The organism is Curtobacterium sp. 458 (assembly GCF_030406605.1).
Lineage (GTDB): Bacteria > Actinomycetota > Actinomycetes > Actinomycetales > Microbacteriaceae > Curtobacterium.
The window spans coordinates 2,202,272-2,216,521 of record NZ_CP129104.1; the positions used below are offsets into that span (position 1 = coordinate 2,202,272).

Genomic DNA, 14,250 nt, shown 5'->3' on the forward strand with positions numbered 1-14,250 from the left:
CCGTCCCCAGGAGTACCAACCCGTGGCCTTGATCGTGCAGAAGTTCGGTGGATCGTCCGTCGCGGACGCCGAGAGCATCAAGCGCGTGGCGAAGCGGATCGTCCAGACGAAGAAGGCCGGCAACGACGTGGTCGTGGCCGTCTCCGCGATGGGCGACACCACCGACGAGCTCGTCGACCTCGCGCACTCGGTGACACCCATCCCCGCCGGACGTGAACTCGACATGCTCCTCACGGCGGGGGAGCGCATCTCGATGGCCCTCCTCGCGATGGCGATCAAGAGCCTCGGCGTCGAGGCGTCGTCGTACACGGGCAGCCAGGCCGGCATGCTGACCGACGCGCAGCACGGCAAGGCCCGCATCGTCGACGTCACCCCGAAGCGCGTGCGCGAGGCGCTCGACGCCGGGCACGTCGCGATCGTCGCCGGGTTCCAGGGCTTCAACCGCACGACGGGCGAGATCACCACGCTCGGTCGTGGCGGCTCCGACACGACGGCCGTCGCCCTCGCAGCAGCGCTCGACGCGGACGTCTGCGAGATCTACACCGACGTCGACGGCATCTTCACCGCCGACCCCCGCGTCGTCCCGCGCGCCCGCAAGGTCGACCGCATCACGAGCGAGGAGATGCTCGAGCTCGCGGCGTCCGGCGCGAAGGTCCTCTACATCCGTGCCGTCGAGTACGCCCGTCGGCACGGCGTCACCCTGCACGTCCGCTCGTCGTTCTCCAACGCCGAGGGCACCATCGTCTACAACCCTGCAGAGGGGGAAACCATGGAAGAACCGATCATCACCGGCATCGCCGGAGACCTCTCCGAGGGCAAGATCACCGTCGTCGGCGTGCCCGACACCCCCGGCAAGGCCGCCGAGATCTTCACGATCGTGGCCCGCGCCGGTGCGAACATCGACATGATCGTGCAGAACGTGTCGGAGGCCGTGACCGGTCGCACGGACATCTCGTTCACCCTCCCGAAGGACCAGGGGCAGGGTGTCCTCACCGCGCTCGAGGTCGCGAAGGCCGACATCGGGTACGAGAGCATCCAGTACGACGACCAGATCGGCAAGCTCGCACTCGTCGGCGCCGGCATGCGCACGAACGCGGGCGTCTCGGCGCAGCTGTTCCGTGCGCTCCACGAGGCCTCGATCAACATCGAGATGATCTCGACTTCGGAGATCCGCATCTCGGTCGTCACCCGCGCCGACACCCTCAACGACGCCGTGCGCGTGGTGCACGAGGCGTTCGGACTCGACGGCGAGAACGAGGCCGTCGTCTACGCCGGCACCGGCCGCTGAGCCCGCAGATCCACCAGGAGCACACCATGAGCAACCCCACCGTCGCCGTCGTCGGCGCCACCGGTCAGGTCGGCGCGGTCATGCGTCGCCTGCTCGAGGAGCGCGCGTTCCCCGCCGACCGCGTCCGCTTCTTCGCGAGCGCCCGCTCCGCCGGCACGACGCTCCCGTTCCGCGGTGAGCAGGTCGTCGTCGAGGACTCCGAGACCGCGGACCCGTCGGGCATCGACATCGCGCTCTTCTCGGCCGGTGCCACCGCCTCGCGCGCCCTCGCGCCGAAGTTCGCCGCCGCCGGTGCGGTCGTCGTGGACAACTCCAGCGCCTGGCGCATGGACCCCGACGTGCCGCTCGTCGTCAGCGAGGTCAACCCCCACGCGATCGACGACGCCCCGAAGGGCATCATCGCGAACCCGAACTGCACGACGATGGCGATCATGCCGGTCCTGAAGGTGCTGGACGCCGAGGCCGGGCTCCGTCGCCTCGTCGCGACGACCTACCAGGCGGTGTCGGGCTCCGGGCTCGCCGGGGTCGAGGAGCTGCTGGGCCAGGCACGCGCCGCGCTCGAGCAGGACACCGCGCAGCTCACGCACGACGGCGCCGCGGTGACGTTCCCCGAGCCCGTCAAGTACGTCCGTCCGATCGCCTTCGACGTGGTGCCGCTCGCCGGCAGCATCGTCGAGGACGGTCTCGGCGAGACCGACGAGGAGAAGAAGCTCCGGAACGAGAGCCGCAAGATCCTCGAGCTGCCCGATCTCCTCGTCGCGGGCACCTGCGTCCGCGTCCCCGTCTTCACCGGTCACTCCATCTCGGTGAACGCCGAGTTCGACCGGCCGCTGTCGCCCGAGCGCGCGACGGAGATCCTGGCGAGCGCGCCCGGTGTCGAGCTCTCCGACGTCCCGACGCCGCTCCAAGCAGCCGGGCAGGACCCGTCGTTCGTCGGCCGCATCCGAGCCGACCAGTCCGCGCCGGAGGGGCACGGCCTGGCCCTCTTCGTCAGCAACGACAACCTCCGCAAGGGCGCCGCGCTCAACGCGGTGCAGATCGCCGAGGCGATCGTCGCGCGCCGCGCGGTCGCCGCGTAGCGACGGCTGCTCCGGACGCCGCCACGGGACGGACGGGAGGCACGGTGCGGGTCCGCATCGTGCCTCCCGTCCGTCCCGTCGTCACCCCGCTCCCACCGCGCGACGGTAGGATCGACGGGTGGCAGTGAAGCAGGTGGATCCGATCGACGTCGTCCTGGTCGGGGGTGGCATCATGAGCGCCACGCTCGGCGCCATCATCCACCGGCTGGAGCCGAGCTGGAAGATCCGCGTCTACGAGCGCCTGGGCAGTGTCGCGCAGGAGTCCTCGAACCCGTGGAACAACGCCGGGACCGGGCACTCCGCTCTCTGCGAGCTGAACTACACGCCCGAGCTCGCCGACGGACGCGTCGACATCAGCAAGGCCGTCGGGGTCAACGAGCAGTTCCAGGTCTCGCGGCAGTTCTGGTCGTTCCTCGTGGAGCAGGGCGCGCTGCCCGAGCCGTCGAACTTCATCAACCCGACGCCGCACATCTCCTTCGTGTGGGGCGCCGAGAACGTCGAGTACATGCGCAAGCGGTACGAGGCGCTGAAGGACCACCCGCTGTTCGCCGGGATCGAGTACTCGGACGATCCGGCGCAGATCCGGCAGTGGGCGCCCGCGCTGATCCCCGGGCGGAAGAAGGACCAGCCGATCGCGGCGACGTACTCGGCCGCCGGGTCGGACGTCGACTTCGGCTCGCTCACCCGCCAGCTCTTCGACCAGCTCGAGGTGGACGGCGTCGAGTTCGAGTCCTCCCACCAGGTCACGAACGTCACCCGCTCCAAGATCAGCGAGGGGTGGGTGCTCGACGTCCGGAACGAGATCGGGCGGTCGACGCAGCGCATCGCGGCGAAGTTCGTGTTCGTCGGTGCCGGTGGCGGAGCGCTGCACCTGCTGCAGAAGTCCGGCATCCCGGAGATCCGGGGCTACGGCGGCTTCCCGGTGTCGGGCGAGTTCCTCCGCACCGACGACCCCGAGGTCGTGCAGAAGCACGCAGCGAAGGTGTACGGCAAGGCGAGCGTCGGGGCGCCGCCGATGTCGGTCCCGCACCTCGACACCCGCATCGTCGACGGCAGTTCCTCGCTCATGTTCGGGCCGTACGCCGGGTTCAGCCCGAAGTTCCTCAAGCAGGGCTCGGTGCTCGACCTGTTCAAGAGCATCCGGCCGCACAACCTCCGCCCGATGCTGAGCGTCGCGTTCTCCAACTTCGACCTCGTCCGGTACCTCATCGGTCAGCTGCTCGCCTCGAAGCAGACGAAGTTCGATGCGCTCCGTGACTTCATGCCGTCCGCGCAGCCGGAGAACTGGCACCGCATCACGGCGGGGCAGCGCGTCCAGGTGATCAAGCCGGACGCGGACAAGGGCGGTGTGCTGCAGTTCGGCACCGAGGTCATCACGGCCGCCGACGGCTCGATCGCCGGTCTCCTGGGCGCGAGCCCGGGGGCGTCCACGGCCGTGCCGATCATGCTGAAGCTCCTCGAACGGTGCTTCCCCGACCGCTGGGCCGGTTGGCAGCCCGCCGTCCAGCAGATGGTCCCCACCTACGGCACGGCCCTCGGCGACGACCCGCAGCTGGCGGACCGCACGCTCGAGCGCACCGCGAAGGTGCTCGGTCTGCACCACTGAGCTGGCCCACGGCTTGCGCGTCGTTCGAACGTGTGTTCGAATGACGGCATGCGGTGGAGTGGACAGGCGGTCGATGCGTCCCGGGGCGACGCGCTGCCGGGCATGGAGTCGAACAGCGGGTTCGTCCGGAGCGTGACGACCCCGGAGTTCGCCGGGGTGACGTTCCACGAGGTCCTGGCGAAGAGCGCGCTCAACCGGGTGCCGAGCGCTGACGGCGACGGCACCTACGGGTGGACGATCAACCCGTACCGCGGGTGCAGTCACGCCTGCGTGTACTGCTTCGCGCGTCCGACGCACACCTACCTCGAGTTCGACGGCGGCGCCGACTTCGACCAGCAGATCGTCGTGAAGACCAACGTGGCCGACGTCCTGCGGCGTGAGCTCGCCAAGCCCACGTGGGCGGGGCACCCGGTCGCCCTCGGCACGAACACCGACCCGTACCAGCGGGCCGAGGGCCGCTACCGCCTGATGCCCGGCGTGATCGAGGCGCTGGCCGACGCGGGAACGCCGTTCAGCATCCTCACGAAGGGGACGCTGCTGCGCCGTGACCTGCCGCTCCTCGCCGCGGCGGCCGAACGCGTGCCGGTCGACCTGGCGATGTCGATCGCGGTGTACGACGACGACCTCCAGCAGTCGGTCGAGTCGGGCACGCCCACCACGACCGCACGCCTGGCCACGGTGCGCGCGATCCGGGACGCCGGGCTCGACTGCGCCGTGTTCCTCATGCCTGTCCTGCCGTACATCACGGACACGAAGGCGCACCTCGACGACGCCGTCGGGCGTGCCGTCGCGGCAGGTGCGACGAGCATCATGTACTCCGCGCTGCACCTGCGGCCCGGGGTGAAGCCGTGGTGGGCAGCCTGGCTGCGGCAGAACCGTCCCGACCTCGTCGAGCGGTACCGGTCGATGTACCTCGACAACACGTACGCCCCGAAGGACTACCGACGCTGGCTGGGGGAGCGGATCCGACCGATCCTGCGCGCGCACGGCGTCGGTCTCGGCACGGTCGACCCGGCCACCGGGTCGATGGGACACAGCGTCGACCGGAAGCGGGTGATGCCGCTCAAGCGGGCGGCACCGGACTTCACCGAGCGGCGTACCGTGACCAGGACATCGCCGACGCTGTTCTGACATCCGCTCCGCGTTCGGGGGACACCCGATGTCGGAGCGGGCCGGTATCATCGGGCGGGTCGCTGTCGCCACCTCGTTTCGGGGTACACGGACGGCGGCGACACATCCCGGAAGGACGACCCGCCCGTGCTCGGCATCCCCACGCACCTCGCGCCGCGCGTGAATGCCTGGTCGACCGTGCGCGCCTTCCACGCGGCTGCGGTGGGATCGATCGCCGCCGCGGCGATCGCGCTCCTGCTGCTCGGCGCGAGCGACCCGGACGCCCGGGTGATCGGCGCCGTGCTCGCGCTCGCGCCGATGCTCGGGATGATCGGCGTGCACGTGCAGTTCGGCACCTGGCGGTCGGCCGTGGCGTTCCTGGTCGTCGGCGGCGTGTGCGTCTGGTGGTTCGCCACGGTCGTGCAACGCGAGGTCGAGGTGCCGTGGGTGGCGTCGTACCTGCTGTCCCTGGCGGTGATCCCGCTCGTGTTGGTCGGTGGGGCAGGGGCGGTGCCCGGACGGGTCGTGCTGTGGTCGGTCGGCGGGTTCCTCGTCGGTCGCGGTGCCGCGCTGATCGCCCTCGTGCAGACGAACGGCACCCCGCAGCCGCTCGTGCTGGCGTGGGTGACGCTCGCGTTCGTGGTCGCCCTCGTGCTGTTCACCAGCCGCGCCACCGCCCGGTCCACCCGCGTCCAGCCCGAACTGCTGCGTTCGGCACGCGAGGAGCACGTCTCCGCGTACCGGGCCGGCGTCGAGGCCGAGGCGGCGGCGATCCTGCACGACACCGTCCTCAACCACCTGGGCGCGATCGCGATCGCCCCGGACGGCCCGATGGACCGGCAGCTCGCCCGGACGGTGGACGCGGACATCGCGGTCCTCACCGGGCGGGAGTGGCTCGCCACACCGGGCTCCGACGAGGGATCGGTGGCCGACGGTCCCAGTGCCCCGGTGCGCGCGTTCGAGCAGCTGCTGGAGGACGAGCGCGACCGCGGCCTCGCGATCGCGATGACCGGCGAGCAGACCTCGCTCGAGCGCCTCGACGACCGCACCCTCGACGCCCTCGTGCGCGCGGTGGGGCAGTGCCTCGCGAACGTCCGGAAGCACGCCGGCGTGGACGCAGCCGAGGTCAGCGTGTTCGACGACGGCGCCTCGACCACGGTGATGGTCGTGGACGACGGCCGCGGGTTCGACGAGTCCTCGACGGGCGCGGACCGGATGGGGCTCCGCGGCTCGGTCCGGCAGCGCATCGAGCGGGTCGGCGGCGCCGTGCAGGTGTGGTCCTCGCCGGGCGCCGGGACGAGCATCATGATGACGGTCCCCGTGGCGGCGCCGTCGGACCTCGGCGTGGCGCCCGCACGCTCGGTCGAGGACGACGAACCGGAGCGTGCACGGTGACGGCCGCCCGCCGGACCGCCCAGCAGTACGACCCGCTCGGCGCCATGGGATCGCGACCGTTCGCGGTCGTGATCGGCGCCGTGGGGACGCTGTGGGCGTTGCTGGTGTCCGTGTTCGACCGCGACGTCGCCGGCAGCCCCGGACTGAGCGCGTTGACGGTGCTGCTGGTCGCGGCCTCGGCGACCGTGGTGATCGCTGCCTCGAGTCCGTTCCGCGCCCCGTTCACCCGCGGTGCGTTCGTCGCGCACGTCGCGCTCCTCGCGGCGGCCTCGGTGACGAGCGTCGCAGCGCAGTGGGGGCCGGACCGCAACGCCCTCAACGACTTCATGTGCCTCCTCACCGCGACCGGCATCGTGATGGCGGCGCCGTACCGGCCGTGGACCGACCTCGCGGTCGGTGGACTCCTGCTCGCCGCAGTGAACGGCGTCACCTGGGGTGTGGGGGCCGCGGTGTTCCCGCACCAGGTCCCGGTGGCGGTCGCGGCCTTCCTGGCCGCGGCACCCACCCTCGTGCTGACCGGGGCGTCCGCGGTGTTCGCGTCGACGTTCTCCGGGCTCGCCGAGCGCGTGCAGATCCGCGCCGGGTCGTACTCGGTCGAACGTGCCGAGCAGGACGGCATCGCCGCGAGCGTGCAGCAGGACCGGTCGACCGTCCTCGCCGACGAGGTCGCACCGTTCTTCGCCGAGCTCCGCACCCGCGACGTCATCACCGACGTCGACCGTGCCCGGGCCCGCGCGATCGCCGACGGTCTGCGCCGCGGGATGGTCGCCGACGCCGACCGGACGTGGTTCGAGCACGCGATCAGGACCGAGGGCGGCGGGCGGTCCGTCGTCGACGACCCCGACGGGCTGCTCGCGACGCTCGACGTCGACCAGCGGACGGTCGTCCGGACGTTCCTCCGTGCCACGCTCCGCGCCGCCGCGGTCGATCCGGCTGGCCTCACCGTCCGTGCCCGTCCGGCACCGGGGGACCGGGTCGAGGTCGCCGTCGACGTCGTCGTCGCGGACTCCGACGTCGGGATCCACCGCACGTTCGACCCGTACCTCGCCGTCCTCCGGGTCACGTTCCCCGACCTCGACGTCGCGGTCCGACCCTCCGCCCTCGCACTAAGGTTCTCGTATGACCAGCACTGACCCGAACCGGCTCTCGGAGGGCGGTCCCGTCCTCCCGACCCCGGGGACCCGCCGGGTGCGGTTGGCCATCCTCGACGACCACGAGGTGCTGCTCGACTCCCTGTCGAGCTGGATCGCCGTCAACGCGTTCGACTTCGACCTGGCCCTCACCGCGCACACCTGGCTCGAGATGGTCCACAGCGACAGCTTCCCGACCGACCTCGTCTTCCTCGACTTCCAGCTCAAGGAGCCCGTGTCGATCGAGGCCCGCGTCCGCACCTGCCGCGCCGCCGGGGCGAAGGTCATCGTCCTCTCCAGCGTCGACAGCCGTGAGTCCCGCGACCGCGCCCTCGCCGCCGGCGCCGCAGCCTTCCTGTCGAAGTCGCTGCCCATGCGCGAGGTCATGGACGTCGCCCGGGAGATCATGGGCGTCGCCCGCGAGACCCCGCCGCAGCGTGACTGGCGGCCGCTGCCCACCGGGGCGAACGCGCACCAGCGACCGAAGCTCAGCCACGGCGAGGAAGAGGCGCTGCGCCTGTACGTGTCCGGCTACTCCACGAACGAGGTCGCCGCGCAGATGAACGTGCAGTACGAGACCGCGAAGACGTACCTGCGCCGCGTGCGCGAGAAGTACAGCAAGGTCGGGCGCCCGGCGTCGAAGAAGTCCGACCTCATCCGTCGTGCGGCGGAGGACGGGTTCCTCGCGTAGTGGCGAAGCTCTACTTCCGCTACGGCGCGATGAACAGCGGCAAGAGCACCGGGTTGCTGCAGGCGGCGTACAACTACGAGGAGCGCGGTCAGCGGGTCCTGCTCGCGAAGCCCGCGGTCGACACCAAGGGCGACCACGAGATCGTCTCCCGCCTCGGTGTCACACGTGCGGTCGACGTGGTGTTCGCGCCGGCTGACGACGTGCGCGCCGCCGTGTCCGCCGCCGGAGCGGCCGACCCGGAGTCCGGACGGCTCGACGGCATGGTCCGGCCCGTCAGTTGCGTGCTGGTCGACGAAGCGCAGTTCCTGACGCCGAAGCAGGTCGACGACCTCCTCCGCATCGCGGTCCTCGACGGCATCCCGGTCCTCGCCTACGGCATCCGCACCGACTTCCGCACCGAGGCGTTCCCGGGCAGCGCGCGGCTGCTCGAGATCGCGCACTCGCTCGAAGAGCTCAAGACGATCTGCCGGTGCGGCCGCAAGGCGGTGTTCAACGCGCGGCTGATCGCCGGACGCTTCGTCTTCGACGGCTCCCAGGTCGCCATCGACGGCGAGGACGTCACCTACGAGTCCCTCTGCGCCAACTGCTACCTCACGGAGTCCGGCGGGCACCTCGACGGCGACTGACGGTCGCCTCCGCGCCTGGTCACCACTGACCCGTCTGGAGGCTCGTGGCGGGCCCGCCCCGCGCCTCCCGGCCGACAGTCGGTGCGGAATGCACGCCGGCCGGCCGGCGTTGGCGACCACATGAGCGACGCATCCGTGCACCTGTCCGTCCTCGACCTGGCCACCCGTGAGTACGGCCAGTCCAACACCGACGCCCTGCAGGGGTCGATCGACATGGCGGTGCACGCCGAGAAGCTCGGCTACGAGCGCATCTGGGTCGCCGAGCACCACGGGATGCCGGGGATCACCTCCTCCGCCCCGGCGGTGCTGCTGAGCGCGGTGGGCGCCGCGACGTCGACGATCCGCATCGGCTCCGGGGGAGTGATGCTGCCCAACCACGCACCGCTCGTCATCGCGGAGCAGTTCGGCACGCTGCGCGCCCTCTACGGCGACCGAGTCGACCTCGGCATCGGACGTGCACCCGGCACCGACGGTGCGACCGCGATGGCCCTCCGTCGAACCGACCGCCTCGACGTCGACGACTTCCCGCAGCAGCTCGCCGACCTCATCGGCTTCTTCACCGGCATGGACGCCGACAACCCGCTGTCGCGCATCCGGGCCGTGCCCGGGTACGGCGACGTCCCCGAGTTCTGGCTGCTCGGCTCGTCGGGCTACAGCGCCCAGGTGGCCGGGGCGCTCGGTGTCTCGTTCGCCTTCGCCCACCACTTCGCGTCGGACAACACCGAGGCGGCGCTCGCGCTCTACCGCGACTCGTTCCGGCCCTCGCGCTTCCGTTCCGAGCCGAACGCGCTCATCGGCGTGCAGGTCGTCACCGACGAGGACCCGGCGGTGATCTCCGAGCAGTCCGCGCCGGGGATGATCTCGTTCATCCGGATGCGGCAGGGCGCGAAGCCCGAGCCGGTGTCGATGGAGGAGGCCCGGGCGTACGAGTTCTCCGACCTCGAGCGGCGGTTCATCGAGGCCCGCACGGCCCGCCAGGCGTACGGCAACGCCGACGAGGTCGCGGCGAAGATCAACGCCCTCGTCGAGTCCACCGGCGCGGACGGTGTCATCGTGGCTCCGGGGGCGGCGCAGGCGCGGTACCGGCACCAGGCGCTCGACGTCGTGGCGCGGTTGCACGCGGAGGGGCGGCTCGCGCGGGCGGGGGCTGCGGTCGCCTGAGCCCCGGTGCGTGCGCGCGGCCGAGCCTGCGCAGGTCCCGACGCCCGTCGAGGTTCCAGCATCGTGGAGTCTCGGCGGGCGTCGTCGTCGTGCGGGGAACTTCGGCGGGCGTCACGCAGCGAGTCGTGGAACCTCGGCGCGGGGGCAGCGGCAGCCGGGCGGTCTGGACCGGTGCGATGCGAATCGCCGACGACGGCGGGCGGTCACGACTCCCCGCCTGCGTGATGCCGAGCGGTCGCGGCTCGTCGTCCTGCGCGCCGCAGGACGACGTTGTGCGACCACTGGCCGCGGGTGAGCGGGGTGTCGTGACCGCGGCAGGCCGTCGCCCGCAGGGGGAATCGAGACACGACCCCGTGGGGATGGGACGGCGTTGGGTGAGCAAGGCGCCGCAACGAAGAAGGCCCTGGTCGTGTGACCAGGGCCTTACTGTCGGGGTGACAGGATTTGAACCTGCGACCTCCTCGTCCCGAACGAGGCGCGCTACCAAGCTGCGCCACACCCCGCGGTGTGATCGCTCCGAACCGGAGCAACCCCAGAAGTCTACCGGATGATCGAGTGTGCTCACGACCATCTCCGTGACGCCCGGGCGCGTCGGGCCCGCGGTCAGTCGGTGCGGGCGGTGAGCGTGACGACGACGGCCTCCGGGCGGCACGAGAACCGCACGGGCGCGTAGATCGACGTTCCGAGTCCGGCGGAGACCTCGAGCCACGACCAGTGGTTCCGGTGCTCCCACTTGTGCAGCCCGCTGACGTAGCGACGGGGGAGGTCGCAGTTCGTGACGAGCGCACCGACCCCGGGCACCTGGACCTGCCCGCCGTGCGTGTGCCCGGCGAAGATGACGTCCGCACCCTGGGTCACGAAGGCGTCGAGCACCCGACGGTACGGCGCGTGCGTGATCCCGATCGACACCGGCGCGGGGCCGTGCTCGTCCTCGGACCACGGCACGTCGCTGCGCATCTCGTCGACGTTCGTCGGCAGGAGGTCGAGACGGTCCCAGTCACGGTGCGCGTCGGACGTGCCGAACAGCTCGAGCCGCGAGCCGCGGAGTTCGATCGCGTGGGCCTGGTCGTTCACGTCGAGCCACCCGAGCGACTCGAAGAACGCCGTCTGCCGGTCGATGTCGAGCTCGACCGGACGAGCACCCCCGCCGCCGTGCGTGCTCGGCCCGCCGAAGTACTTGAACGGGTTGCGCGGCGTCGGACCGTAGAAGTCGTTCGATCCGTACGCGAAGGCCCCCGGGACGCCGCGGAACGGCTCGAGCGCGTACTCGACGGCGGAGTTCGCCGTGGCGTGCCCGAGGTTGTCGCCGGTGTTCACCACGAAGTCGGGCTCGACGAGGCTGAGGTCGCGCAGCCACTGCTGTTTGTCTGCCTGCCACGGCGCCATGTGGATGTCCGACAGGTGCAGGACCACGATGTCGCGGGAGCCCGGCGCGAGGACGGGGACGGTCTCCCACCGGATGCCGAACCGGCGTCGTTCCACGAGGGAGCCCCACGCAGCAGTGGCGCCGCCGACGGCCGCGCCCGCTGCGAGGATCCCGAGCGCGGCGCGGCCGCGCGTCACTTGCAGTCCTTCGGCGCCTTGCCGTCCTTCGTGCCGTACAGCTTGACGGTCACGGCGGAGTCCTTGCCCACGACGGAGTCAGCGGCGGGGTCGGTCGACGCCACCTTGCACTCCTTGGAGCCGCCGCCCTTCTCGTACTGGTCGGAGATCGAGACGTTGCTCAGACCGGCCGACTCGAGCTGCGAGCGGGCGCTGCCGACGCTCTTCCCGGCGACGTTCGGCACCGAGGCCTGCGAGCCGTCGCTCGTGTACACCGTCACGCTCGCACCCTTGGAGAGGTAGGAGCCCGCAGCCGGCGACGTCTTCGACACCTGTCCGGCCTCACCGGCGCCCGGCTGGGTGCCGCCGTCCACGTACGTGAACCCGGCGGAGGAGAGCGTCGACCGTGCCTCATCGGCGGACTTGCCGGCGAGGTCCGGGAGCTGAACGCTGTTGCCTCGGATCGCCGTCGAGGACGGGTCCGTGAACGTCCCACCGGGGTAGGCCGCGTTCACCGGGGTCTGCGCCTGCCGCCAGACGTCGGCGCGGACCCCTGCGTAGGTGCCGTTCACGCCGTTGCTGTAGTGCCGGAGGTTGAGCTTCTTGCCGTCCGTGTTGCCCTGCCAGTAGGCGGTGGCGACCCGGGTGGAGGCGCCGATGAGCCAGATCTGCTCGGCCTCGTCAGTGGTACCCGTCTTCGCGAACATCTGCGTGCCGTCGTACGTCTGGGCGCCACGGGCGGTGCCGCTCGTGATGGTCTGCTTCATCGCGTAGATCGCGGTCTGGGCGACGACGGGGTCGACGGCCTGCGAGCAGTCCTTCGGCTGGCCGCCGAGCTTCTTGCCGGTGGCGTCGGTGACCTGGTCGATCGCCACCGGCTCGCAGAACGTGCCGTTGTTCGCGATGCCGGCGTACGCGGCCGCCATCGTCAGCGGGGCGATCTCGTTCGTCCCGAGGATGAACGAGGGGTTCTTGCGGAGCTCGGTACCGTCGGCGCGGTGCACACCGAAGTTCTCGGCCATCGTCTTGATGTCGCAGAGGTCGAGCTTCTGCGCCATCGACGCGAACGCACCGTTGATGGAGCCGGCGGTCGCGCCGATCACGCTGTAGTTGCCGTTCTCGCCCGGGGAGTCGTTCGACACGTCGAACTGCGTGTAGTCCTGCTGACCACAGATCGTCCACGGTGACACGACGCGAGCGGTGCCGTTGACGGTCTCGTTCAGACCGTGCCCGGCCTTGATCCAGTCGAGCAGCGTGAACGCCTTGAACGTCGAACCCGTCTGGAAGCCCTTGGAGCTGCCGTACTTGTCGTCCACCGAGTAGTTCAGCGAGGTCGACGTCGGCGCGGACTTCAGCGCCTCATCGAAGTCCTTGTTCTGGGCCATCGTCAGGATGCGACCCGTGCCGACCTCGACCGAGTCGAGCGTCGCGCCGAGGGCGATCCGCGTCTCGGCCTTGTTGTCGTACGTGTTGAGGATCTGCTTCTGCTGGGCGTTCAGGCCGATGTCCAGCGTCGTCTGGATCTTGTAGCCGCCGTTGCGCCAGGCGGTGTCGCGTTCCTTCTGCGTGCCGCCGAGCTGCGACATGCCCTTGACGACCTTCACGGCGTAGTCGCAGAAGAACTGCGAGCCGTCACCGACCGAGGCGCGGCAGCCCTGGGTCGGCTGGGTCAGCCGGACGTAGTCCTTCGGGTTCGACGCGATCGCCTTGTCGAAGGCTTCCTTGTCGATGTGCTTCTGCGCGTACATCGACTTGAGGATGACGTCGCGACGGGCCTTGTTCGCCTCGTAGTTCTTCGACGTCGAGAGGTTGCGGGTGTTCGGCGACTGCACGATCGCCAGGATCGACGCGGCCTCGGCCGGCGTGAGGTCGGTCGCCGACTTGTTGAAGTAGTGCTGTGCGGCGGCCTGCACGCCGTACGTCTGGTCGCCGAAGTACGCGATGTTGAGGTACCCGGTGAGGATCTCCTTCTTGGAGTACTTCTTCGCCAGGCCGATCGCGAGCTTCATCTCCTCGAGCTTGCGGGGGATGGTCGTCTCGGTGGCCTCGTTGTACGCCTTGAGGCGCTCCTTCTCCGTGGGGAGCTCGAGCGCCTGCTGCATCTTGATGTTGCGGACGAGCTGCATGGTGAGCGTCGAGCCACCACCCGACTCGCCCAGCCCGCCGGCGAGGCTGCCGACACCCGCACGGACGAGCGAGGTCATGTCGACGCCGCCGTGCTCGAAGAAGCGCTTGTCCTCACCGTCGATGGCGGCGTTCTTCAGGTTGTCGCTGATCTGGTCGTACTTGAGTTCCTGACGGTTCTGGTCGTACACCGTCGCGAAGTGGACGCTCTTGCCGCCCTGGTACGCGTAGAGCTCGTTGCGCTGCGGGAGGTCACCGATCTCGATGTACTCCGGGAGCGACTCGAAGACGCCGATCGTCGAGGTCGTGGTCACGCCGGCCACCGCGATGGCCGGGGTCACGCCGATCGTCACGAGGAGCCCGGCGAGCACGCTGAAGCCGACGAATCCGACGAAGGCACCGACTGCGGAGACAGGTTTGGTCCGCGAGGCAGACGTCTTCTGGGCAGACATAGGATGCAGCCTAAACGACACCGCCGACTGAAAGGCTGGCAAGGAA

11 protein-coding genes and 1 tRNA gene are annotated in these 14,250 nt (G+C 70.4%); 9 read left to right on the plus strand and 3 right to left on the minus strand.

Annotation, left to right across the window (positions count from 1 at the left end; genetic code table 11):
• Window positions 1–22: 22 nt before the first annotated feature.
• The 9 genes from QPJ90_RS10955 (at window position 23) to QPJ90_RS10995 (ending at window position 10,086) form a co-directional block, all read left to right on the plus strand.
• Entirely contained in the window at window positions 23–1,288 is a 1,266-nt protein-coding gene (locus tag QPJ90_RS10955) for an aspartate kinase (RefSeq protein ID WP_290131261.1), read from the plus strand.
• A gap of 26 nt (window positions 1,289–1,314) precedes the next feature.
• Window positions 1,315–2,367, plus strand: a complete 1,053-nt coding sequence (locus tag QPJ90_RS10960) for an aspartate-semialdehyde dehydrogenase (RefSeq protein ID WP_290131262.1) — start codon at window positions 1,315–1,317, stop codon at window positions 2,365–2,367.
• 118 nt (window positions 2,368–2,485) lie between these two features.
• On the plus strand, window positions 2,486–3,973 hold the full coding sequence (locus QPJ90_RS10965; protein WP_290131263.1) for a malate:quinone oxidoreductase: 1,488 nt from the start codon (window positions 2,486–2,488) through the stop codon (window positions 3,971–3,973).
• Window positions 3,974–4,021: 48 nt separating this feature from the next.
• Window positions 4,022–5,104 (plus strand): Rv2578c family radical SAM protein, encoded by a 1,083-nt coding sequence (locus tag QPJ90_RS10970; protein WP_290131264.1) that lies wholly within the window; start codon window positions 4,022–4,024, stop codon window positions 5,102–5,104.
• Window positions 5,105–5,230: 126 nt separating this feature from the next.
• The gene (locus QPJ90_RS10975; protein ID WP_290131265.1) at window positions 5,231–6,478 is read left to right on the plus strand and encodes an ATP-binding protein; all 1,248 of its coding nucleotides are present in this window, start codon (window positions 5,231–5,233) and stop codon (window positions 6,476–6,478) included.
• Entirely contained in the window at window positions 6,475–7,611 is a 1,137-nt protein-coding gene (locus QPJ90_RS10980; RefSeq protein WP_290131266.1) for a hypothetical protein, read from the plus strand. Before QPJ90_RS10975 ends, QPJ90_RS10980 begins: the two co-directional genes overlap by 4 nt.
• Complete coding sequence (locus tag QPJ90_RS10985; RefSeq protein WP_242863021.1) at window positions 7,598–8,299, plus strand: response regulator; 702 nt, start codon at window positions 7,598–7,600, stop codon at window positions 8,297–8,299. Before QPJ90_RS10980 ends, QPJ90_RS10985 begins: the two co-directional genes overlap by 14 nt.
• Window positions 8,299–8,925: a thymidine kinase gene (locus QPJ90_RS10990; RefSeq protein WP_290131267.1), complete on the plus strand. Its 627-nt coding sequence runs from the start codon at window positions 8,299–8,301 to the stop codon at window positions 8,923–8,925. The genes QPJ90_RS10985 and QPJ90_RS10990 overlap by 1 nt, the downstream gene beginning before the upstream one ends.
• Before the next feature lie 120 nt (window positions 8,926–9,045).
• Window positions 9,046–10,086, plus strand: a complete 1,041-nt coding sequence (locus QPJ90_RS10995; RefSeq protein ID WP_290131268.1) for an LLM class flavin-dependent oxidoreductase — start codon at window positions 9,046–9,048, stop codon at window positions 10,084–10,086.
• 429 nt (window positions 10,087–10,515) lie between these two features.
• Here QPJ90_RS10995 and QPJ90_RS11000 read toward each other — a convergent pair.
• From QPJ90_RS11000 to QPJ90_RS11010, 3 genes are all read right to left on the minus strand, one after another.
• Window positions 10,516–10,589, minus strand: a tRNA-Pro gene (locus QPJ90_RS11000).
• A 100-nt stretch (window positions 10,590–10,689) separates the two neighbouring features.
• Window positions 10,690–11,649, minus strand: a complete 960-nt coding sequence (locus QPJ90_RS11005) for a metallophosphoesterase (protein ID WP_290131269.1) — start codon at window positions 11,647–11,649, stop codon at window positions 10,690–10,692.
• A complete protein-coding gene (locus QPJ90_RS11010; RefSeq protein WP_290131270.1) occupies window positions 11,646–14,204 on the minus strand; it encodes a transglycosylase domain-containing protein in 2,559 nt (852 codons plus the stop codon). Before QPJ90_RS11010 ends, QPJ90_RS11005 begins: the two co-directional genes overlap by 4 nt.
• Window positions 14,205–14,250: the final 46 nt, after the last annotated feature.